We start from the raw sequence: 22,629 nt of genomic DNA on the forward strand, positions 1-22,629 counted from the left end.
ATCCAACAATGCTGCCACCCAATGCACCGGACAGCTCAAGCAACATATGGCGTCCGCGTTTTGGTCCAACAAGGTCGTTGGCCCCGGCATGTAGGTTCGACCGCAGCCGCGCTCAAGCCCCCCGCCTGTCATCGCGGCAGCATGGACCGCTTCAACGCTCGCTGCTGCAAGCAGATCAGTACTGAGTAAAATCACCGGTCTCCGACTGCAGCAGTGTCAGCGGATAGCGCGTTGGGTGATGGACGAGAGCAGTCATGTTGACCGGCCTGTTGTTGTCGTCGAAGGCGATCTGGTCCACGGTCAGGACCGCTGCCGGCAACGGCAACTGCAGCAGGCGCGCCTCATCCTCACCCGCAAGCCGCGCACTCAACGTCGTCTGTCCGCGCTTGGGGAATATCCGGTAGCGTTCGCGCAACTCCTCATAGAGGGAGCGGTTTGCAACACCCCAGTCGAGATCCAGCAGACCCGGCACGCGCGCGGCCGGTATCCAATCGGTCTGGATCACGGCCGGTATGTTGTCGAGCAGGCGTAGTCTGGATAGCACCACGACCTCCGCGCCAGGTGCCAGAAACAATGGCCGGCTGATCTCAAGCGGCGCCCGCACGAGACTGGCTTCGATCAACTGGTGGCCGGGGTTGCGGCCATTCGCCAGCGCAATGCTGGTGAAGCTCTTGAGAACCTGCAGTTCAAAGCCGCCGCCGCGCTCCGTGACGTAGAGCCCCTTGCCCGGCTGGCTATGAACCACGCCCTCCTGGATCAACTCGCGGATGGCATGGCGAATGGTGATTCGGCTCACAGCGTAGAGATCGACGAGTTCGCGCTCGGACGGCAGCTTGCCCCGTAGAGGCAGCCGTCCGTCGTCGATCGCGGCCAGCAATGCCTCGTACACCTGCTTATGCAGCGGGCGCGGGTCGCCACGATCGACCACGCTCTGTGCAGCAATCAATGTGTCTTCAGTTTCAAGCGTCTTCAAATTGCTTTTTCCTCTGGCCGGAATCTCGGCCTCGTCATCTTCGGCGCAATTCTCTCAAAAGTCCATGTTGACATAACTGGTCATAACCAGTCCTATTGTCGCGAGGAGCCAGAGAGTTCCGACGATGCCGATCGTTACCACAATCAAGGGAACTATTCATGTTTAAGAAGAGCCTTGCCGCCCTAGCGTTCTCCGCCGCCCTCTGGAGCGGAACGGCCCACGCAGAGACGATTTCCGTCTTCTGCGCCCCGACGGAGTTCGAACTGTGCACCAACGTCGCCAACGCCTGGAAGGAGAAGACAGGCAACGAGGCCAAGATCAACAAGATGCCCGCGCTGCTGGATGACGCCATCCCGATCTATCAGCAGCTGCTTGCGGCAAAGTCGACCGATATCGATGTTCTGTTCCTCGACGTTATCTGGCTCGGCATGTTCAAGAACGGCCTCCTCGACCTGAAAACGGTGATCCCGCAGGCCGACCAGGACAAGCATTTCGCCTCCACGCTGAACGCCGCCAAGCTGGACGGCAACCTGATCGCGATGCCTGCCTATATGGACGTCGGGCTGATGTTCTACCGCAAGGATCTTCTGGAAAAATACGGCAAGCAGCCACCGAAGACCTGGGATGAGCTGGCAGCCACCGCCAAGGAAATTCAGGACAAGGAACGCACCGCCGGCAATGGCGATATGTGGGGCTACGCCTGGCAGGCAAAGAGCTATGAAGGCCTGACCTGCGATGCGATCGAGCTGATTGCATCGAACGGCGGCGGCACGATCATTGCAGACGATGGCAAGGTGACGATCGACAATCCGAAAGCGGCCGAAGCGATCGAAAAGGCCAAGGGCTGGATCGGTTCGATCAGCCCCGAGGGAACGCTCAACTACGACGAGGAAGCATCACGCGCCGTCTTCGAATCCGGCAACGCCGTCTTCCATCGCAACTGGCCTTACGTCTGGGGCACGTCGCACAAGGAAGGCAGTGCCGTCGTTGACAAGGTCGGCGTGATGCCGCTGCCTGTCGGCATGGACGGCCAGAAGTCGAGCGGTTGCCTTGGCCCGATGTACTATGGCGTCTCCAAGTACAGCGCCAAGCCTGATGTCGCAGCCGACTTCGTGAACTTCATCACCGGCCCCGACATGCAGAAGAAGCGTGCACTTCAGGACGCGGTCAACCCGTCGATCCCGGCGCTCTACACCGATCCAGACGTGCTGGCGAAGATCCCCTTCCTCAAGGACAACCAGCAGGCCTTCGCCGATAGCGCCGTGCGTCCTTCCGGCTATACCGGCACCAGCTATAACAGGGTGTCGCAGGCCTTCTATCGCTCGGTCCACGACATGCTGTCCGGCGGTGGCGATATCAAGTCGGGCCTGACGACACTGGCGGGACGGCTGGAGAAGCTCAAGGAAAGCCGTTGAGCCTGGCCTGAATGCACAAGGGCAGGTCCAGCAGTGGTCCTGCCCTCCTGCACGCGCCGCAAATCGCCGCCGGCAAGGGGGCGAGCCTTTCATTGATATACGTCCGGGTGAAAAATGGCATCGGTTTCGCTTGAATCCGTTTCGAAGAATTTTGGTACGCACACCGTCATTCAAGGCGTCGATCTGCAGATCAACGACGGCGAGTTCGTCGTCTTCGTCGGCCCCTCCGGCTGCGGCAAGTCAACGCTTCTGCGCATCGTCGCCGGCCTCGTGGCCGCCACCAAGGGTGCCGTGACGATCGGCGGAGAAGACGTGACCGACGTTCCGGCATCGAAGAGAGGCGTGGCTTTCGTCTTCCAGTCCTATGCGCTCTATCCGCACATGAGCGTCGCGCGAAACATCGGCTTTGCGCTGGAAACACTGGGACTGGCCAAGGATGCGATCAGCCAGAAGGTCTCGACGGTCGCGCGCATGCTCAAGGTCGACCATCTGATGGATCGACGACCACGGGAACTGTCGGGCGGCCAGCGCCAGCGCGTGGCGATCGGCCGGGCGCTGGTGCGCCAGCCGGAGATATTCCTGTTCGACGAGCCGCTGTCCAACCTCGATTCGGATCTGAGGATGGAAATGCGCATGGAGATCGCCAAGCTACATGACGACCTGAAGACGACGATGATCTACGTCACGCACGACCAGTCCGAGGCGATGACGCTCGCCGACCGGATCGTCGTCCTCAACCACGGCCGGATCGAGCAGGTCGGGACGCCGCAGCAGCTTTACCACGCTCCTGACAATCGCTTTGTGGCCGGGTTCATCGGCAGCCCCCGAATGAACTTCCTTGCCGTCTCGCCGCAAACGGGCGCCAACATCGGACGGATTTCCGGCCCCGGCAATCTGTCCATCGCCATGGTCGCAAATAACCCTACCGGGCCGATCGCCGAGATCGGCGTCCGCCCGGAAGGTCTGCGACTGGTGGCGGAAAACGAGGGCCGTATCACCTGCACGCTGGAGCGTGTCGAGGACCTCGGACACGAACATTTTGCCTATTGCCGCATCACCGATGACACGGTCTGGGTGATCCGGCTGGCGAGCGCGCCTTCGATGGACAAGATTGGAAAATCCGTCGGGCTGGACTTCGCGGACGCTGCGATCTTCGCCTTTGCAGCCGATGGCAAACGCGTGCTGCTCAAGGGATCGTCGAGCGGACCTGCGGAGGTCAGCGAGCCATGAGCGCCAAACTTGCCCGCCGCGATCACCGGGCCGCCTGGCTCTTTCTCCTGCCAGTCATCGCCGTCATTCTTCTGGTCGCTGTCTGGCCGCTGAGCCGCACCTTCTTCTTTTCGTTCACCGACGCCTATCTCGATGACCCCACGGTCTATTCGATGGTCGGCTTCGACAATTTCATCGAAGTGATCAACGATCACAGCTGGTGGGTCGCGGTTAAGAACACGCTTGTCTTCACGGTGATCTCGGTCGCCATCGAGACAGCACTTGGTCTCGCGATCGCGCTGCTCCTCAACGAAGCGATTCCGGGCCGTGGGCTGGCGCGCGCCGCCATTCTAGTGCCATGGGCAATTCCTGTCGTCGTCGCCACCAAGATCTGGGAATGGATGCTCAACGACCAGTTCGGGGTGATCAACAAGATCCTGAGCGGCCTCGGCCTGGTCGATCACGGCATCGCCTGGACCGCCAGCAGCTCACTGATCATGAGTGTCGTGATCTTCATCGATGTGTGGATGACGACGCCCTTCATGGTGCTTCTTATCCTCGCCGGTCTTCAGCTGATCTCGCCGGAGATTTTCGAGGCAGCCGAGGTGGACGGCATTCCGGCATGGAAGCGGTTCTGGTCGATCACCCTGCCGATGCTGCGGCCAGCAATCGGCGTCGCCGTTCTGTTCCGCGTGCTCGACGCGCTCAGGATGTTCGATCTTGCCTATGTGCTCGCAGCCAGCAACGAGAACGTCATGACCGTGTCGATCTACGCCAGAGACAGGCTGATCAGCTTCCAGGAACTCGGCATCGGCTCTGCCGCTTCAACCTGGGTTTTCCTGCTTGTCGCGCTGGTGGCGATCATCATCATCGGGGTCCTGCGCCTCGATAAAGCGGCGGGGACCTGACCAATGGCCAATGCAATCGCCCAAAGATCCCAGCGCAAGCCTTCGTCCTTCTACCGGATGAGACGCCGCATCGTCCGGGGCCTGCAGATTTTCGCGCTGCTACTGGTGCTGATCTACACGCTGTTCCCCTATTACTGGGCCTTCGTCTCCTCGACCAAGCAGGGCGCGGCGCTCTATCGCTCGGCGCTACTGCCGGCGCTCGATTTCACCTATTACCGGCAGCTGATCGACAATCCCGTGTTCATGGGTTCGCTTCTGAATTCGGCCTATGTCGCGATCTCGACCACCTTGCTGTCGCTGATCATCGGCCTGTCAGCCGCCTATGCGCTCGGTCGCATCGAATTTCCGCAACGCCGGGCGGTGTTGATGATCGTGCTGATGATCTCGATCTTCCCGCAGGTCGTGGTCCTCTCGGGCATGTTCGAGCTGATCAACTGGCTCGGCCTTTTCAATCGTCCCAGCGCCCTGATCCTCACCTATCTGCTGTCGACCGTTCCCTTCACCACATGGATCCTCACCACCTTTATCCGCGAGTTTCCACGCGAACTGGAAGAGGCGGCAATCATCGATGGCTGCTCGCATTTCCGTATCCTGATGAAAATCCTCCTGCCGCTGATGGGACCATCGCTCGCCAGCACCGGCATTCTGGCGTTCATCCTGGCCTGGAACGAGTTCCTGTTTGCGCTGACCTTCACGCTCACCGACGAAAACCGCACGGTGCCGGTGGCGATCGGCCTGATCGCCGGCACCAGCCGCTACGAATACCCCTTCGGACAGATCATGGCGGCGTCGGTCACCGTGACGCTGCCCCTCATTGCCGTGGTCCTCATTTTCCAGAGGCGCATCGTGGCCGGCTTGACGGCGGGCGCGGTCAAAGGCTGACAGACATAGGACAAGACCATGGACATGCTTGTGAAACTCTACGAGCTGAAGCGCGACCCGGCGCTTGACAGCCGAATGACCAGCCAGGCGGTCGTCATCCGTCGCGTGCTTGCGCCCGAGCTGCCGGCGCTCACGGCGTGGATCGTACCGCGCTTCGGCGCCGGCTGGGCGGCGGAGGCGACGGCAGCCACCATGCGCCAGCCCCCCACCTGCTTCATCGCCATCCAGGCGGATCAACTGATCGGCTTTGCCTGTCATGAGGCGACGGCAAAGGGTTTCTTCGGTCCCACCGGCGTCGATCAGGCAGCCCGCGGCAAGGGCGTCGGTCATGCCTTACTGCTTGAAACGCTTCTGGACATGCACGCGCAGGGTTACGCCTATGGCGTGATCGGCGGCGCGGGGCCGATGGAGTTCTACCGCCGAAGCGTTGGCGCCATTCCGATCGAAGGATCTGTCCCCGGGATTTACCGGGGCATGCTTCCTCTGGCGCAGCCGAGCGAGGTGTCGGATTGACGTCTCTGACGAGCTGGATGCCGCCAGGGGAACGCGTTCAGCCGTCTTCTTCGGCTTCAAGGCGTCAGCTCCAGATCGTCGAGCTTCGAAAGACTCTTCCGTAAAGCCTTGATATCAAACCAACCGGCAATGCCGCCGCAGCGATTGATAGCCTTGCGGTTGCAGGCATCCGGAAGATATCCACAACCTGCGCCAACGCCCTGGAAAACGAAAATGCATTCCGTTAGCGACTCAAACTTGACTGTTATGATCAAGATAAGTAAACAATGCTGACGTAATATCGAGGCCGCCGTCCGGCAGCCTTTGCGTAGGTTCATTTTGAGATGACAGCACGAGCAAACAGCAAAGCGACGGCCGTAACGGTTGCGATTACGCAGCCGGCCGTTACCCGTGCGACCACGCGTAACGCCAACAAAAAACGCCTTTAAATCGACAGCGGAGGAGCGTCCCAGGTCACCTGCGGCTCCGCCCGCGGGACTGAAGCGACGCGCGCGCTGCGGCGCGGCCAAGGGAGACGGCAGATGAACGCACAGGAACAGGTCACGGGCCTTTACGACCCTACCGAAGACAAAAGCAGCTGTGGAGTCGGCTTCATCACCCGCAAAGACGGTGTCCAGACCCATGACGTTCTGAAGCGCGGCCATGAGGCGCTCTGTGCCGTGCCGCATCGCGGCGGCATGTCGGCCGAAGGCGTGGGCGACGGCGCCGGCATTTCGGTCGATCTGTCGCTCTCCTTCTTCCGTGGCTTGACCGGAGATCCCGACCTCGCGCTCGGCCGCTTCGGCGTCGGCAATTTCTTCCTGCCGAACGATCAGAGCCAGCATCAGCGCGCCGCTGACATCATCGAGAGTGCCTTTGCCGAGCAAGGCTTTCCGGTACTCCTCATCCGCGACGTGCCGATCGACGACAGTGCGATCAGACCTGCCGCCATCCGCCATCAGCTGCCGATCCGCCAGTGGATCTTCGCAGCACCCGAGACCACGAAAACACTGGCCGAATTCGACTGGCGCATCCACAAGGCGCTGCTGGCAATCGAAGCGGTCGCCTATACCGATCCGACGCTTGCGGGCTTCTATCCTCTGTCGCTGAGCGCGCGCACACAGGTGTTCAAGGGCCGCCTGAACTCCAACGAGGTGCTGCCCTATTTCCGCGACCTGGTGAACCCGGCGCACGAAATCCACACCATGTATTTCCACACGCGGTTTTCGACCAACACCGATCCGCATCCGTCGATGGCTCAGCCATTTCGGCTGATGGCGCACAATGGCGAGCTGAACACCGACAAGAAGAACCGGCTTTCGGAGGCGGCCATCGCGATGGCCCGGAACGCGGCGATCATCCGTCCGAAGGGCCAGTCCGACAGCTGCCGTCTCGACCAGACGCTGCAGAGCCGGGTGATGGAAGAAGGCCTCGATCTCGTCACCGCCGTCGTCTCGATGATGCCGCCGGCCTGGGAGAACGACGAGACGCTGTCCGAAGACGTGCGCGCCATGTTCGAATACTTCTCGCTTTACGAGGAGAAGAACGACGGCCCGGCGGCGCTGATCTTCGGCAACGGCTCCATCGTCGGCGCCAGGCTCGACCGTCTCGGCCTGCGGCCGCTTCGCACCGTCGAGACAGCGGACTATCTCTGCGTCATGTCGGAGGCCGGCCAGATCGCCTTCCCGCCAGAAACCGTTCTCAGCCGCGGCCGTATCGAAGCCGGCGGCATGCTTTATTATGACCACGCAGCAGGACGCTCCTTTGCGACAGGCGAAGCGCTAGAGATCCTGGCAGCGCAGCGTGATTACAAGACGTTACTGAGCGAATCTCGTGTCCGACTTGAAGATCTTCCCGAGATACCGGCCGACCAGCAGGGCTCTCCGCTGCGCTACAATGGCGATCTCGAGCGCTACCAGCGCTATGTCGCCTACTCCCACAATCAGGAAAGCTTCAAGTTCCTGATGGACCCGATGCTGGCGACCGGTGCAGAGAAGATCTCGGCCATGGGCTACGGCAATGCCATCAACGCGCTCTCCGATCAGGAAGGCGGTGTCGCCAAGTATTTCTCGCAGCGCTTTGCCCAAGTGACCAATCCGCCGCTCGACAGCATCCGCGAGGCCGACGGCATGACGCTGCGCGTCGCGCTCGGTGCCAAGCCCAACATCGGCGCCAAGGCTGCCCGGCAGATCGTCGTGCGGTCGCCGATCCTGACGCATCTCGACATGTTGAAGATCCGCGAACAGACGGAGACGCCGCTACGCCGTTTCGAGATGCTCTACACGCCGGTCGCCGGCGACGCCAAGGCCAATGAGCAGGCGCTCGAGGCGGCAATCTCGGCGCTGTGCGACGTGGTCGAAGCCTTTGCCGCGGAAGAGGGCGGCATTGCCGTCATCACCGACCGGCACGTGGCCCGTGACCGCGCGGCGCTGCCGATGATCATTGTTATCTCGGCGCTGAACCAACGCCTGATCGAGACCGGCCTTCGCCTGCGCATCTCGGTGATCGCCGAAAGCGGCCAGATTTCCTCGTCGCACCATATTGCGGCAGCTCTCGGCTTTGGTGCCGCGGCTGTCTATCCGCTTGGCGTCCAGTTTCGTGCTGAGGAAAAGTTCGGCGGCGAAGCCGATTATGCTTTCAAGCGCTTTGCAAAGGCAGCCGAGAAGTCACTGATGAAGACCATGGGCAAGGTCGGGCTCTGCACCGCCGAGAGCTATATCGGCGGCGAGTTCTTCGAGCCGAACTTCCTCGACACCAATGATCCGGTGCTGCGCCGCTATTTCCCGAATGTGAAGACACCCGTCGGTGGCGTGAACTTCGCCGTTATCGCCCAGGCCGTCTGCGACTGGCATACGCGGGCACTCACCGTGAAGAGTGAAAACGAGATCCCGCTGCTCGGCCTGTTCAAGGAGCGCGCCGAAGGCGCCGGCCATTCCTATGGCACCACGGCGGTGCGCGGCTTCGTCGACATGACCGAGGAAAAGATTGATTTCGACAAGGTGGCCAATGACGTCGATGAGGCCGACGTCTTCCGGTTGCTGCCGCTCAACCGGCTGGAGGATGCGTTCGGGCTCAACGATGCCGCCTATTTCAGCACCAGCTTCGAGAAGCTGACGCCCGACGCGATCGACCGTTTTGCAATCACGCCGGGATATCGCGCCTTCGCACGGATGATGATGGAAGAACGCATGCGCCGCCCGGCAGCGCTGCGCGACGTGCTGGAACTGCCGGCCGATATCAGCTTCTGCACCAGCCCCGAGGATTTTCGGCGCGAGATGGGCCGTTTCTCACGCAAGGGCAACAACTCCTTCATGGTGCGTGGGCTTGCCTGTGAGCGTATTGGCGACGAGGAGTTTCGACTGCAGCTGACCACAAACAGCGCCAGCCAACTCGCCCTGCTGGCAGCGCTCGGCCAGTCCCTGGTCATCCGCTTCAAGGCCGACGTCACCGGCCACTGGATCGAAGGCGGTGCGCTCGCCGTCCACGCGGTCGGACAGGCGCGCGATTACCTGTCGCTGCTGCGCACCGCGCCCGACAGCATTCCGCTGGCCGGCGTGCAGAAGGCAAGCGACATCACGCCGCTGCTCGCCTCCGGCGCCATGAGCCACGGCGCGCTGGTGGCCGCCGCCCATGAAGCGGTTGCCCACGGCACCAACATGGCCGGTGGCATGTCGAACTCCGGTGAAGGCGGCGAGCATCTGTCGCGCTACGGCACCATTCGCGCCTCGAAGATCAAGCAGTTCGCGTCCGGCCGCTTCGGCATCTGGGCCGGCTATCTCGCCGATCCGATGCTCGAGGAAATTGAGATCAAGATCGGCCAGGGCGCCAAGCCCGGCGAAGGCGGGCAACTGCCCTCCCCAAAGGTGACCGTCGAGATCGCGGCAGCACGTGGCGGCACGCCCGGCGTCGAGCTCGTCTCGCCACCACCGCATCACGACACCTATTCGATCGAGGATCTGGCTCAGCTGATCCATGACGCCAAGGCCGCCCGCGTTCGCGTCGTCGTCAAGCTGGTCTCGTCTGAAGGCATCGGCACCATTGCCGTCGGCGTCGCCAAGGCGGGCGCCGACGTCATCAACGTCGCCGGCAACACCGGCGGCACGGGTGCCGCTGCCGTCACCAGCCTGAAATACACCGGCCGCGCCGCCGAAATCGGCATCGCTGAAGTGCACCAGGCGCTCTGCGCCAACGGGTTGCGCGAAAAGGTAACCCTTCGTTGCTCCGGCGCTCACCAGACGGCCAGCGATGTCATCAAGTCGGCGCTGCTCGGTGGCGACAGCTTCGAGTTCGGAACCACCGCGCTGATGATGCTGAAGTGCGTGATGGCGAAGAACTGCAACATCAAGTGCCCGGCCGGACTGACCACCAACCAGGAGGCCTTCAACGGCGATCCCCGGGCGCTGGCGCAGTACCTGCTCAACATCGCCCACGAGACCCGCGAACTGCTGGCAGCGCTCGGCATGCCGTCGCTCCGTGCTGCCCGCGGACGCTCCGATCTTCTTCACCTGCTCGACCACCCCTCGAGCGTTGGGCAGCTTGACCTCCGTGCTATGCTTGCCGTGGTCGCCGAGGTAAAGATCGCCAATCCCGTCTACATGGAAAAGGACTATGCCGTCGACGACGGCTTCCTCGACCTCGTGCAGTCGGCGCTGATCGAAGGCCGCAAGGCCAGCATCGAGCTTGGCGGCAATCGCTTCCTCAACAATTGCAACAAGAGCGTCGGCGGCCAGCTGGCAGTCGATATCGAACGGATCCTGAACTACGAGCTCGATGTTGCCACCGCGGCAACGCTGCCGTCGGTGCGGCAGGACGAGCGCGGCCGGCGGTTCCTCGAGCCGGGTGCCGTCAGCATCGCCACCTCGGGCTCGGCCGGCCAGTCCTACGGCGCCTTCTGCAATGACGGCATGGTCCTGACCCATACCGGCACCTGCAATGACGGCGTCGGCAAGAGTGCCTGCGGCGGCACCATCATCGTGCGCTCGCCGGGCGGCGGTTCAGACGAGGCGGGCGGCAATGTGCTGATCGGTAACTTCGCCCTGTTCGGCGCCACCGGTGGGCGCACCTTCATCGAAGGGCAGGCCGGAGACCGCTTTGCGGTGCGCAATTCGGGCGCCACGGCCGTCATCGAAGGCGTCGGCGATTTCTGCTGCGAATACATGACCAATGGCGCGGTGCTGAACCTCGGTAGCTTCGGCAAGGGTTTTGGCAACGGCATGAGCGGCGGCTTCGTCTATCAGTACGACCCCTATGGCGATCTGCCGAAGAAGGTCAGCCACGACTCGATCCTGATCGGGTCGATCTCCGATAGTGGCGAACAGGCCGAGATCCACAATCAGGCCGTCCACATGCTGCTGACCTGGCATCTGGCCGAGACCGGTTCCGCCAAGGCGCGCTGGCTGCTGGAGAACTGGGCGAGTGAGCAGCACAATTTCGTCTACGGCATGCCGCGGGCGCTGCTGCTCTATCAGGACAGCGACGCGATCCTGAAGGCCAAGCCGCGCAAGGAGCTGATCGAGGAACTGGCATCCGCTCTGGCCGCCCATCAGGTACGCAAGTTCAAGCTCGCCTATCGCGACCGCAAGCCGGTGCTCAACGGCCGCGTGCCCGGCTATGGCGAGACCGATACGGAAGAGATGTTCGCGCTGCTGAACAACTACACGGTTCTTTCCATGGCGCAGGGGCTGGCGATGGCGCTGGTGCCGAATGCGCTCGGGCCTTCCGAACCTGCCGTCGAAAAGGCGGTGCGCAACCTGCTGCTCACCGAAGACTTCGCGCTGATGAGCAAGCTGATGCGCCATTCGCGCGATGCCGTCGATGGCCATACCGACGAGCAACTGGCGGTGATGATCGCCGCCAAGCGCCTCGCCGACTACAAGGAAGCCCTGTCGCGCAGGAACATCCTGTCGATGGACAGCCCCGGCACCTATGGCTGGATCATCCACCGGCATGCCCGCAACATCGAAAGGATTGGCCGTCTGCCGAGCTTCGAGGAGCTTTTTGCCAAGCGCGCCTTTGCCGACCTGACCACCACTGCAAGAACCAGCCGAGTGTGACGATGAAAGTACCCTATATCCCTGCCGACGCGCCCTTTAGCGACGACCAGCGCGCCTGGCTCTCCGGTTTCCTGGCCGGGCTTCATTCGCGTCTGTCGATCGATGGCGATGGCAACTCGGCTGTTGCAAACGCCCCGCAGCAGAAGGCGGCCAACCCACTGCACATTCTCTACGGCACCCAGACCGGCAATGCCGAGGGTGTGGCGATGGATGCCGCGGCGGTGGCGAAGGCTGCCGGCATGCAGCCGGCTGTCGAAGCACTCGACGATATCGACATGGCGCGCTTTGCCACAATGAAGCGGGTGATCATTGTGGCCTCGACCTATGGCGAGGGCGAGATGCCCGACAATGCCCAGCTGTTCTGGGAAGCGCTTTCGGCCGATACCGCACCGCGGCTCGAAAGCATGAACTTCGGCGTCCTGGCGCTCGGCGACACCGGCTATGACGGTTTCTGCCAGGCCGGCAAGTTGATCGACACGCGGCTGGAACAGCTCGGCGCGCACCGGATGACCAACCGGCTCGATTGCGACATCGACTACGAAGATGCGGCATCCGCCTGGGTGGGCGAGACCATGCCGCTGGCGGCGGCCATCGATGCTGGGCAGGCCGAGCCGGCAGCGCCCGTCGAGGCGGTTGCGCTGCCCGTTCGTGAAAAGTCGCAATGGAGCCGCAAGGCGCCCTACGCCTCGAGGATTGCCATCAACCGGGTGCTGTCAGGAGCCTCATCGGCCAAGGAAATCCGCCATTTCGAGTTTGATCTCGGTGATAGCGGCCTCAGCTACGAGGCGGGTGACGCGCTGGGCGTCATGCCGGCCAACAATCCGGCGCTGGTTTCGGCGATCCTGCAGCGCCTCGGCGCCGATGCAGACTCGGCTGTCGCCGGTCTGGCGCGGTCGCTTGGGCAGGAACTGACAACAGCCTTCGAGATTTCCACACCGTCGCGCGAGCTGATCGCCGAAGTCGAGAAGCGCGCCCGCCACGAAGAACTGAGCCACATCCTGCGTCAAGGCGACAGGCAAGCTCTGGACGGGTGGCTGTGGGGCAAGGACACGCTCGACCTGCTGCAACTCCTGCCTGAAAATGCGATCAATGCGTCCGAGTTCGTCGGCCTGCTGAAGCCGCTACAGCACCGTGCCTATTCGATTTCGTCGAGCCCGCTCGCCGCGGAAGGCCGGGTGCATCTAACGATTGCCAGCGTGCGCTACACCACCCATGGCCGTGAACACGGCGGCGTCTGCTCGACCTATCTGGCTGACCGCGCCGAGGGCGACACGGCCGGCATCTTCGTCTCGCAGAACAAGGCGTTCCGGGTGCCCACGGACGATACGGCGCCTGTGATCATGGTTGGTCCCGGCACCGGCATCGCGCCGTTCCGCGCCTTCCTGCAGGAGCGCCAGGCACGCGGCGCCAGGGGCCGCAATTGGCTGTTCTTCGGCGATCAGCACCGCGCCGACGACTTCATCTATGAGGACGAGCTGACAGAGATGAGCAGCGCCGGTCTGCTGACCCGGCTCGATCTCGCCTTCTCGCGCGACCAGTCGGAGAAAATGTACGTGCAGACGCGCATGCGCGAGAACGGCAAGGCGCTCTACGCCTGGCTGGAAGAAGGCGGTCATTTCTACGTCTGCGGCGATGCGACCAGAATGGCCCGCGATGTCGATCAGGCGCTGCACGACATCATCGCCGCGCATGGCGATCACTCGGCGGAGGCCGCTGTTGATTACGTCAACCGCCTGAAGCGCGAAAAGCGCTACGTCCGCGACGTCTACTGACGCGGCGGCCCCCCCCGAGAAGCAGGTTCCGCTCATCTGTCGATGCGAAATGCCGTCAGGCCCGACGCATCGGCAGGGCTGCGACTATTGTTCGGAAGGCAGCGCGGCACGCTTGGCCGAGCGAAGCCATGTTGCTGCTGCATTCAAACTCCCCGGTATTGAAACACTGCTGAAGCAGAGATCAGAGACATCAGGGTGCCCGCCCGCGCCCGTTACAGGAGCATTGAAAACTTTGCGGTGTCATTTTGAGACGTCCGCGACTATCGTTTATTGGATATTAAGAACGTTGACTAACACTCGCCCGGCCGTCGCAACGAAGCATGTAAATCGATGCAGGCAAGAATCGCTTGCATGAATGGCATGGCGGAAAACATGGAACATGAAGGTTTCGATTTACCGTTCCTCCTCAAGGAAATTGATATCCTTGCGGATGAACTCAGCAAGCTGGCCCCATCTATGGATAGGACAGCCCTTGAACTCAGGCTGGCACAGATGCGCCAGATCGTTGAACTGCGACATACGCGCCACGGCATGAAGAACCTCGATCCCAATTGAGGGCGTGACTGTGATCATATGCGACACAGCGTTTGCCGAAGGTTGCGGCAGACCTGACGACCGCATTCGTGAAGGACCGGGAGCATCAACGCTGGTGCCGATCAATCCCGTCAACGATTTGCCCTTCGAAATCGCTTTGAGACAGGGTATGGAGCCCGCAGAGCGATACAAAGGAGTTCTCAATGGAAACGGTAACGATCGACAACCGCAGCGATTTTGCACTTTGGGCGATCGAGCGCGCGAAACTGATCGTCAGCGAAGAAGGAACGGCGCTGGCTCTTGCAGCGCGCGGCGCGGATGATACCGAGATCGGGCAGGCAGGCAACGCACTGGGCCAGGCGATTGCCGATGCCATGCTCGAAGTCTTCGACGGCTTGATGAACGGCGTTGCCGAGGACTGATCGCTCTGCCTGCTCGTCCAAACGCAGGCCCTGTTCGTCGAAAATATCAGGACTGATTTTTGGGAACCTTTGAGCATCTCACGGGTTTATTGATCGCAACGTTTTGAAATCCACGTTGCCGGATCAGCAAGCCCAATGCAGTCCAACAAAAACCCGGTGCAGCCCCTCGCACCGGGTTTTTCTATCAAAAGTTGCTATGATCTGCCAGCATCCGGCGACCCTCAATCGGCGCCGGGGCGCCGGCGAGATGTGGTCGAATGGCTCCCGCGCTTGATATATGCCAAAAATACTATAAATTGAAAACATCAATATGACGGTTGCATGCGCGACATGTGGCATGGGGGTAGACGGCGTTGGATACCAGACCATGGACAACCCCTGTCATGATTGCTGGTCGGCGCAACGGATCGGTCCATACTGTCACGAGTACCCGCGAAGCGCTGAAGCTGCTCTTCACAGCCTGGCCGGTGGCCGAAGGCAAAGCTTATTTTTCCGCGTTGGAACTGTGCGATGGCGTTTCCGTGGGCAGCGTTACGCCTGAAGAAGCACGCTTGGCATTCCTCGCCGCCGCGGAGGAAGCGAAGGTGCGCTATGATATCGTTCCTGCAACTCCTGTGTCTCTGTAATCGCTGATGGAAAGCCCGTTGCGAGTGCCATCGGCCCTCGCCCGACAGCGAGAGGCGCCGGCGACATCGGCAATGAAAGCTGCTGCCTATTCCTCGAATGTATAGGAAGCGCACATCTCGTCTGCGCTTTTGGGCGCGCGCTTTCCGGTAAAGACTGCAATGGCCGAAAGCCCCTCGCCGGCCGTCCAGTTGGCGATATAGGTCACCGGCCCCGATCCGCATAGCCGATTGCCGTTCAGGAGCTCCGGGTCGGAAGGATCGGCGACGCGATAGACCGACGCAGGAACGCGCTCGCCATCGACGACGAAGTGATCGGCGACCAGGCTGGAGAACGAAAGTTCGTCGCCGGTCTCGAACGTGATGCTGAAGTCATCAAAGGAAATATCCCCGGTCACAGACATCGCGGTATTGCTCACCGCCTTGTAGTCGTCGGCCCGGGAGGGCGTTGCGCCTAGGGTCGCTAGAAACAGCACAGCAAGGAAGGGTTTGAAAGAGCGCAAGGGTGGCCTCTGGATGAAGGCAGGCACCGCAGCAGCGGCGCCCGCAAAATGTTATTCGGCGGCAGGCTTCAACGAGGTGATGATGGCCTGAAGTTCGGCAGCGTGGGCCTCCTGCGTGCCCTTCGATCCCCAATAGGTGATCACCAGCAGCTTGTCGGGCTTCGGAGAGACGAGAGAGAGGCCGATGTTGACGGCTCCATCATTGTCGGTCCCGGTCCAGTCGAAATTCGCCATGTCCATGCCATTGACGGCTTCTTCGGACGTCTTCTGCGTCGAGCCATCGACCTTCACGCCGTTCTTTGCAAGAAAAGCGATGGCGTCATCGATGACCTTGCCCATGCTCTTTTCTTCGGCGACGTCGATGGAGAGATAGATGGCCGAGTCATCGGAGGTCGCCTGGATGCCGGTTTCGGTCTCTTCGGGACCCCAGCTGTCAGGTATCGCAATCCGGGCGACGGGGGCATCGCTCGGGAAGGAGAGTGTCTTGGCCTGGCTGATGCCGGGTATCAGGGCGGCAAGAAACGCCCCGACGATGATCGTCTTCATGTGAAGTCCTCGAGAGTGAGAGCCTATGCTTTTGGCAGATTAGCGCTCTCGCGTTAAAAAGGCTCGCACGGGGCCGATAGAATACTCTCCATCCCAAAAATGGTCAGGGCCGGCGCAGACATTCATTGTCCGCGCCGGCCCTGACTATGTGTTCAACCGTGCCGTTATTCGCCGGGCACGACCGCCGGGTTGTCATGGACGGTTTCGGCTTTTTCGGCGGGCTTGGGGTCCTTCCAGGCGATCAGGCGATAGAACATCGGGATGAAGAACGTCGCGATGAACGTTGCCGCCAGCATGCCGCCAATGACGCCTGTACCGATTGCGTGACGACTTGCCGAGCCTGCCCCTGAGCTGATTGCCAGCGGCACGACACCCAGGATGAAAGCAAGCGACGTCATGACGATCGGACGGAAACGAAGGCGGGCTGCCTCGATCGCCGCCTCGCCGGCGCTCATTCCCTCATGTCGCTTCAGAACGGCGAACTCGACGATGAGGATGGCGTTCTTCGCCGCAAGGCCGATCAGCGTGACCATCCCGATCTGGAAGTAGACGTCGTTGGTCAATCCACGCAGCTCGGTTGCCAGCAGTGCGCCGAACAAGGCGAACGGAATGGCGGTGATGACGGCGAGTGGCAGTGTCCACTTCTCGTACTGCGCCGCAAGGATCAGGAACACCATGACAATGCCGAAGAGCATTGCCTGCGTGCCGGCGCCGCCAGTTGCCAGTTCCTGGTAGGCCGAGCCTGTCCAGGCGATCTGGTAACTCGCCGGCAGTGTCTGCGCGGCCACTTCCTGCAGCGCCTTGATAGCGTCGCCTGACGTGTAGCCGGGAGCAGGATTGCCGGTGATCTTGGCAGAGTTGAACGCGTTGAAACGTTCGACCTGATCCGGGCCTATGATGCGCGTCACCTTCACCAGCGCATCCAGCGGAATCATGCTGCCGCTGTCAGACCGCACGAACACCTGACGAAGATCATCAGGCGATTGGCGGAATGCATCTTCAGACTGGAGTTTGACCTGATAGTTGCGGCCATAGAGCGTGAAGTCGTTGACATAGAGGCTGCCGAAAGTGGCCTGCATGGCATCGAAGACGGTGTCGATCGGCACACCGAGCGCCTTCGCCTTTTCGCGATCCAGATCGGCATTATACTGCGGAACGCTGGCGTCGAACGTGGTGCGCACGGCTGTCAGCTCCGGGCGCTTTGAGGCTGCGGCCACAAGCTTTCCGGCCTGGTCGGCAAGATTGGCAATGCCGTTGCCACCGCGGTCCTGAACGTAGGCTTCGAAGCCGCCGGTTGTGCTCAGACCCTGGATAGGCGGCGGATTGAATGCCAGAACCATCCCGTCCTTGATACCACTATTGGCACCGATGATCGGACCGGCCATGTTTCGTGCATCCAGTGCCGCAGTGGTCCGTTCCTTCCAATCCTTGAGGATGATGAAGGAGACGCCCGCGCTGGTCTTCAGGCCGCCGGACAGAATGTCAAAGCCGGAGACGGCGAAAACATCCTCGATACCGGGTAGCTTGGTGGTGTTGGCAACCACCTGATCCATCACGGCTTCCGTACGCGGCAGCGAGGCCGCCGGCGGCAGGATGGCGATCTGCAGCACCCAGCCCTGGTCCTCGTTCGGAACAAGCGAACCCGGAATGGTGTAGAAGAGGTATCCGGTTGCGCCGAGCAGCCCCGCGACCAGCAACAGGCCGATTGCGAACCGCTTGACGAAGAACCGAACGCCCGCGGTGTATCCCGCCGTCAGCCGGTCGAAGGCACGGTTGAAAATGCGGAACGGCAGCGCCGGCTGGTGATGGCCCGGCTTGAGGATCAGACCGCACAAGGCAGGTGTCAGCGTCAATGCCACGATGCCCGACAGAATGACCGAGATGGCGATGGTAACGGCAAACTGCTTGTACATCTGGCCGGCAAGGCCGCCCATGAAGGAGACCGGGATGAAGACCGAGCAAAGCACGAGCACGATGGCGACCACCGGACCGGTGACCTCACCCATCGCCTTGATCGCCGCATCCTTCGGCGACAGCTTATCGACGGTCATGAGCCGCTCGACGTTCTCCAGAACCACGATCGCGTCGTCCACCACGATCCCGATGGCCAGCACGAGGCCAAAAAGCGTGAGCAGGTTGATGGAGAAACCGAGCATATACATGCCGGCAAACGTGCCGATGATCGAGATCGGCACCGCGATCACCGGGATGAGGGTCGCTCTCCAGTTCTGCAGGAACAGGAACACGACGATCACCACGAGCACGATTGCCTCGAAGAACGTGTGGATGACTTCTTCAATCGACACCTGAATGAACTTGGTGGTGTCATAAGGCACGCGATAGTCGATGCCGTCAGGGAACGAGCTCTTCAGCTCGGTCAGACGGGTTTGCAGCGCCTCCATCGTAGCAAGCGCATTGGCGCCCGGCTGCAGGTAGACCGCAATCGGGACCGCCGGAATGCCGTTCAGACTGCTCTGCACCGAGTAGCTTTTGGTGCCGAGTTCGATGCGGGCGACGTCCTTCAACCGCAGCGTTGCCGCATTGCTTGTCGATCTCAGGATGATGTTGCCGAAGGCATCCGCATCCGCGAGGCGCCCCTGCGTGGAGACGCTATAGGTGAATGGCTGCCCGGTGGCGCTGGGCTGGTCGCCGAAGCGGCCGGCCGCAAATTGGGAGTTCTGCTCCGTGATGGCGGCCGACACATCGCTCGGCGTCAGATTATACTGCGCCATCTTGTCCGGCCGCAGCCAGACGCGCATCGAATAGTCTATGTCGCCGAGAACGTTGACGTCGCCGACGCCCGGAATACGCTTGAGATCGTCGAGGACGTTCAAAAGCGCATAGTTGCCGACATAGGCACGGTCGTACTGTGTGCTTGTCGAGAACATCGCGACGAAAGCGAGAATCGAATTCGAGCGCTTCGCAACGACCACGCCCTGACGGGTGACCTCCTGCGGCAAGGTGGATGTCGCCCGCTGAACCCGGTTGTTGACGTTGATTGCCGCCTGGTCCGCATCGGTGCCGAGCGCAAACGTCACCGTGATCTGCATGGTGCCGCTGTTGGAGTTCGTCGACTGCATGTAGAGCATGTTCTCGACGCCGTTGATCTGCTGCTCCAGCGGAGCGGCGACCGTCTGGGCAACCGTTTCGGCGCTGGCGCCCGGATAGGTGGCTGTTACCACCACCTGCGGCGGCACCAGCTCCGGATACTGCGCGATAGGAAGTGCCCGCATGGCCAGCACGCCGGCAAGGACGATGACAATGGAAATCACCGCCGCGAAGACCGGCCGGTCAATAAAGAATCTGTTGCCCATCAGTTCGTCGCAATCTTCTTAGCGGCGGTGCCCGCATCCGCATCGACTGCCGATGCCTGCACAGGTGACCCGGGGCGTACCTTGATGATGCCTTCGGTGATGAGCTGCTCGCCGGCGGCAAGACCTGAGGTGACAATCCAGTTGCTGCCGACCTTCTGGCCAAGCGTTACAGTGTTGATCTTGGCCTTGCCGTCTTTTCCGACGGTATAGACGAATTGTCCCTGCGGGGTCTGCATCAGCGCCACCTCCGGGATGACGATGGCATCATCCGCCGTGACGCCGCTGACTGTCGCCCGGACGAATTGGCCGGGAATAAGCTGCCGGTCGGGGTTGTCGATGACGGCACGCGCCTGGATCGTACCGGTGTTGACGTCGACCGTAGCGGAGGTGAAGTCAACAAGACCTTCGTGGCCGTACGCCGAGCCGTCACCGAATGTCAGCTTGACGCGCAGCTTCTGGTCCTGGCCCTTGCTCTTCATCAGATCGATGAGGTGGCGGATCTCGCGCGCTTCAGCATCTGAGAACGAGAAGTTGACGTAGACAGGATCAAGCTGGGTGATGCTGGTGAGCAGGCTCGAATCCGTGCTGATCAGGCTGCCTTCGGAGACCTGATCGAGGCTCGTGATCCCTTCGATCGGCGCCGTGACCTTCGTATAGCCGAGATTGAGCTTTGCGGTCTGGATCTGGGCTTCGGCTGAAGCGACGGCGGCCTCGGCAAGTTCGCGGGTCGAAATCGCGTCGTCACGGCTCTTTTCGCTGCCGACATTCTGGTCAAAAAGGCTGATGTTGCGCTTTTCCTCGCGCATGCCCTGGTTCAGCTGTGCCTGTGCCTGCTTCAGGACTGCCTGTGCCTGCATCAGTGCCGCTTCGTAAGGGGCCGGATCGATCAGGAACAACACGTCGCCAGCCTTGACCTCGGCACCTTCGACGAAATTGCGCTTCAGCAGGATACCGCTGACGCGGGCGCGCACCTCGGTCTGGCGAAATGCCGAAATGCGTGCGGCATATTCATAGCTCAGCGGAACCGATGTGGCTGCGACATTGACCGTCGATACCGATGGCGGTGGGGGAGCTGCAGCCTGTTGGGCCATCGCTGTGGATGACAGAAGCGCCACGACACTCGTCATGAGCAAACAGTGGTGGATCGCTGAAAAATGCCGCCGATTTTTATTGTTCATTGTATTTCGCCTTTAATTCCGCGCCCGATTCAACCGGGCAACTTTATTCCCTCCTCCCCTGGCACCTCCGCCAGTCCGTTTAATTCAACCTTGGAATCCGGCCGATACGCTCCCCCCAAGCGGTCGATCAGATACCGTTCCCGCTCACCTCACTCGGTGACCGACTGCAATTCAATCAAGTTCTGGACGATCCAGGAAAAGATTGCGTTTTTTACGATCATTCCGGTTCGCACCCTGCGAGCAGATTGCACATGGTTGGTTCCACCAACGCAGTAAAACCCATTCCCAAGCCGACTTGGATATGTGAGTAACAGCTGGATCGCGACATGTTAAGCCACCGAGATCGGCATGGAGCCATGAGGCAAATTCATGAATAGCGCCGTCATGCGCCCCCGACTACGGAAGCCCGCGCGACATGTTGTGATACAAAATGGCCTCATTTGCCCAGAAGACGGCACTATTTTGCCCGAAAACGACGTATTGCCGCCATATTAGAAAGTGCCTTCATACCGTCGGCACGCCCTTTTCCCGACCGCGCGGTAGCGATCACCGCGGCGTCTGGTCGCAAGCAACTTTTCGTGTCCTTCTAAATCACGGCACCATCACCATCGCGCAGATATTAACGATTGGTTAACCATATCCGTCGTTTACAATCATTATCGGCCTTCAGGTCGTTGATTCGAAGGCCCGGCGCCAAATTTGCGTCGGATGCGGGGAAACGCGATTGCGGCGATCGGAAACATGGGTTTGCTAAGATTGATAGCCCTTGCAGGGCTAGCTGGTCTTGCGGCCGGCTGCACATCGACTGGAAGTGTCAGACAACCGAGCGCGGCCGAAACGATCGCGAGCGAGAAGGCACTTGTGTTGCCGCCGCCTGGTGGCCCGTCGATCGTCAGCGTCGTGGAGCAGAAGCGCGGCAATGGCGTGGATCAATCCATCTCGCTGTTCACCTCGTCCTCCGTTCCCGGCCAGAATTTCCTGAAGGTCCAGTTTCTCGGCGCAAGCGGCGCCAATCCGGGTGCAGGCAACGCCTCCTACAAAATGGTGAGCGAAAGCGGCACTGCGCGCGAGATGGCGGCATCCGTCCCGGGTGTGCGCATGGCGCGGTCGGCAACCTTCCTGCAGAACAGCTACGGACCGTTCGGCTATGCCTCCGGCACAAGCCGCAGCGGCGACACCTGCATCTACGCCTGGCAGCAGATCCGTTCGAGACGCTCGGATCAGACCCAGGCACGCAATTTCGGCATGATCCAGGTTCGCCTTCGCCTTTGCGATGCACGCGCGACCGAGCGCCAATTGCTGGGTGTGATGTACGGATATACCGTGATCGGCACTTTCAACGGCGAGATCTGGAACCCCTTCGGCATGACACAAGGGGCCGACCAGAGCCTCGGGCGCGCCGGCAACCCGATCTATCCGGATGAAGGCGGTTATCGAAACTCGCCGATGCCAATCGGCTATGAGCCAGCGGAAGAGCCCGTGACCAGGCGCCCGGCAGTCGCCCGCCAGACAGTGGCGAGACCTGCCGCTGCCGAAGCGCCGGTTTTGCCGCAGGCGGTTGGTCCGCGTGTACCGGGACCAGACCTGTCCGAGAACACCCAACAGACGCCGATGATCGCACCGGCGCTTTCGAATCCACCGGTTCAACAACAAGCCCGGCAACAAGCCCGGCAACAAGCGATGACGGCAAGCGGCGTGACCGTGCCGTCACCCGACTGCATCGGCACTGCGGCCATGACGGCCGCCTGCCAGAGATAGATGACGACAGGCCGGTGACGCCTCTGGTGTCCGGCTCAATGCCTTCG

The 22,629-nt window shown here is 61.3% G+C and carries 17 protein-coding genes; 11 read left to right on the top strand and 6 right to left on the bottom strand.

Annotation, left to right across the window (positions count from 1 at the left end; translation table 11 throughout):
- Positions 1–175 precede the first annotated feature (175 nt).
- Positions 176–973 carry a GntR family transcriptional regulator gene (locus GVL52_RS01350; RefSeq protein ID WP_160003459.1) on the bottom strand — a complete coding sequence of 266 codons (798 nt, stop codon included), beginning with the start codon at positions 971–973 and terminating at the stop codon, positions 176–178.
- 158 nt (positions 974–1,131) lie between these two features.
- Here GVL52_RS01350 and GVL52_RS01355 point away from each other — a divergent pair, with 158 nt between their 5' ends.
- The 5 genes from GVL52_RS01355 to GVL52_RS01375 all read left to right on the top strand — a co-directional run bounded on the left by GVL52_RS01355 (position 1,132) and on the right by GVL52_RS01375 (position 5,900).
- Complete coding sequence (locus GVL52_RS01355; RefSeq protein WP_160003460.1) at positions 1,132–2,388, top strand: ABC transporter substrate-binding protein; 1,257 nt, start codon at positions 1,132–1,134, stop codon at positions 2,386–2,388.
- 114 nt (positions 2,389–2,502) lie between these two features.
- Positions 2,503–3,618, top strand: a complete 1,116-nt coding sequence (locus tag GVL52_RS01360) for an ABC transporter ATP-binding protein (protein ID WP_160003461.1) — start codon at positions 2,503–2,505, stop codon at positions 3,616–3,618.
- Entirely contained in the window at positions 3,615–4,505 is an 891-nt protein-coding gene (locus GVL52_RS01365) for a carbohydrate ABC transporter permease (protein ID WP_160003462.1), read from the top strand. The genes GVL52_RS01360 and GVL52_RS01365 overlap by 4 nt, the downstream gene beginning before the upstream one ends.
- A 3-nt stretch (positions 4,506–4,508) precedes the next feature.
- Positions 4,509–5,387, top strand: coding sequence for a carbohydrate ABC transporter permease (locus GVL52_RS01370; protein ID WP_160003463.1), 879 nt, complete (start codon positions 4,509–4,511; stop codon positions 5,385–5,387).
- Positions 5,388–5,405: 18 nt separating this feature from the next.
- Positions 5,406–5,900 (top strand): GNAT family N-acetyltransferase, encoded by a 495-nt coding sequence (locus GVL52_RS01375; RefSeq protein ID WP_160003464.1) that lies wholly within the window; start codon positions 5,406–5,408, stop codon positions 5,898–5,900.
- Between the two features lie 56 nt (positions 5,901–5,956).
- Here GVL52_RS01375 and GVL52_RS01380 read toward each other — a convergent pair whose 3' ends face one another.
- Positions 5,957–6,409, bottom strand: coding sequence for a hypothetical protein (locus GVL52_RS01380; RefSeq protein WP_160003465.1), 453 nt, complete (start codon positions 6,407–6,409; stop codon positions 5,957–5,959).
- 12 nt (positions 6,410–6,421) lie between these two features.
- Here GVL52_RS01380 and GVL52_RS01385 point away from each other — a divergent pair, with 12 nt between their 5' ends.
- From GVL52_RS01385 to GVL52_RS01405, 5 genes are all read left to right on the top strand, one after another.
- Positions 6,422–11,932, top strand: coding sequence for a glutamate synthase-related protein (locus tag GVL52_RS01385; RefSeq protein ID WP_160003466.1), 5,511 nt, complete (start codon positions 6,422–6,424; stop codon positions 11,930–11,932).
- Positions 11,933–11,934: 2 nt separating this feature from the next.
- On the top strand, positions 11,935–13,704 hold the full coding sequence (locus tag GVL52_RS01390) for a sulfite reductase subunit alpha (protein WP_160003467.1): 1,770 nt from the start codon (positions 11,935–11,937) through the stop codon (positions 13,702–13,704).
- A 351-nt stretch (positions 13,705–14,055) separates the two neighbouring features.
- The gene (locus GVL52_RS01395; RefSeq protein ID WP_160003468.1) at positions 14,056–14,259 is read left to right on the top strand and encodes a hypothetical protein; all 204 of its coding nucleotides are present in this window, start codon (positions 14,056–14,058) and stop codon (positions 14,257–14,259) included.
- 182 nt (positions 14,260–14,441) lie between these two features.
- On the top strand, positions 14,442–14,660 hold the full coding sequence (locus tag GVL52_RS01400) for a hypothetical protein (protein ID WP_160003469.1): 219 nt from the start codon (positions 14,442–14,444) through the stop codon (positions 14,658–14,660).
- Positions 14,661–15,043: 383 nt separating this feature from the next.
- On the top strand, positions 15,044–15,286 hold the full coding sequence (locus GVL52_RS01405) for a DUF982 domain-containing protein (RefSeq protein ID WP_160003470.1): 243 nt from the start codon (positions 15,044–15,046) through the stop codon (positions 15,284–15,286).
- 86 nt (positions 15,287–15,372) lie between these two features.
- Here GVL52_RS01405 and GVL52_RS01410 read toward each other — a convergent pair whose 3' ends face one another.
- From GVL52_RS01410 to GVL52_RS01425, 4 genes are all read right to left on the bottom strand, one after another.
- Entirely contained in the window at positions 15,373–15,786 is a 414-nt protein-coding gene (locus GVL52_RS01410; RefSeq protein ID WP_244619054.1) for a hypothetical protein, read from the bottom strand.
- 51 nt (positions 15,787–15,837) lie between these two features.
- The gene (locus GVL52_RS01415) at positions 15,838–16,332 is read right to left on the bottom strand and encodes a histidine kinase (RefSeq protein ID WP_160003471.1); all 495 of its coding nucleotides are present in this window, start codon (positions 16,330–16,332) and stop codon (positions 15,838–15,840) included.
- Positions 16,333–16,496: 164 nt separating this feature from the next.
- Positions 16,497–19,646 carry an efflux RND transporter permease subunit gene (locus tag GVL52_RS01420; protein WP_160003472.1) on the bottom strand — a complete coding sequence of 1,050 codons (3,150 nt, stop codon included), beginning with the start codon at positions 19,644–19,646 and terminating at the stop codon, positions 16,497–16,499.
- A complete protein-coding gene (locus GVL52_RS01425; RefSeq protein ID WP_244619055.1) occupies positions 19,646–20,824 on the bottom strand; it encodes an efflux RND transporter periplasmic adaptor subunit in 1,179 nt (392 codons plus the stop codon). The genes GVL52_RS01420 and GVL52_RS01425 overlap by 1 nt, the downstream gene beginning before the upstream one ends.
- Before the next feature lie 741 nt (positions 20,825–21,565).
- Between GVL52_RS01425 and bcsN the strand changes: the two genes are divergently transcribed.
- Positions 21,566–22,582 carry a cellulose biosynthesis protein BcsN gene (gene bcsN, locus GVL52_RS01430; protein WP_160003473.1) on the top strand — a complete coding sequence of 339 codons (1,017 nt, stop codon included), beginning with the start codon at positions 21,566–21,568 and terminating at the stop codon, positions 22,580–22,582.
- The last annotated feature ends 47 nt before the right edge of the window (positions 22,583–22,629 follow it).

The sequence above is a fragment of the Rhizobium sp. 18055 genome, from assembly GCF_902706285.1.
Lineage (GTDB): Bacteria > Pseudomonadota > Alphaproteobacteria > Rhizobiales > Rhizobiaceae > Rhizobium.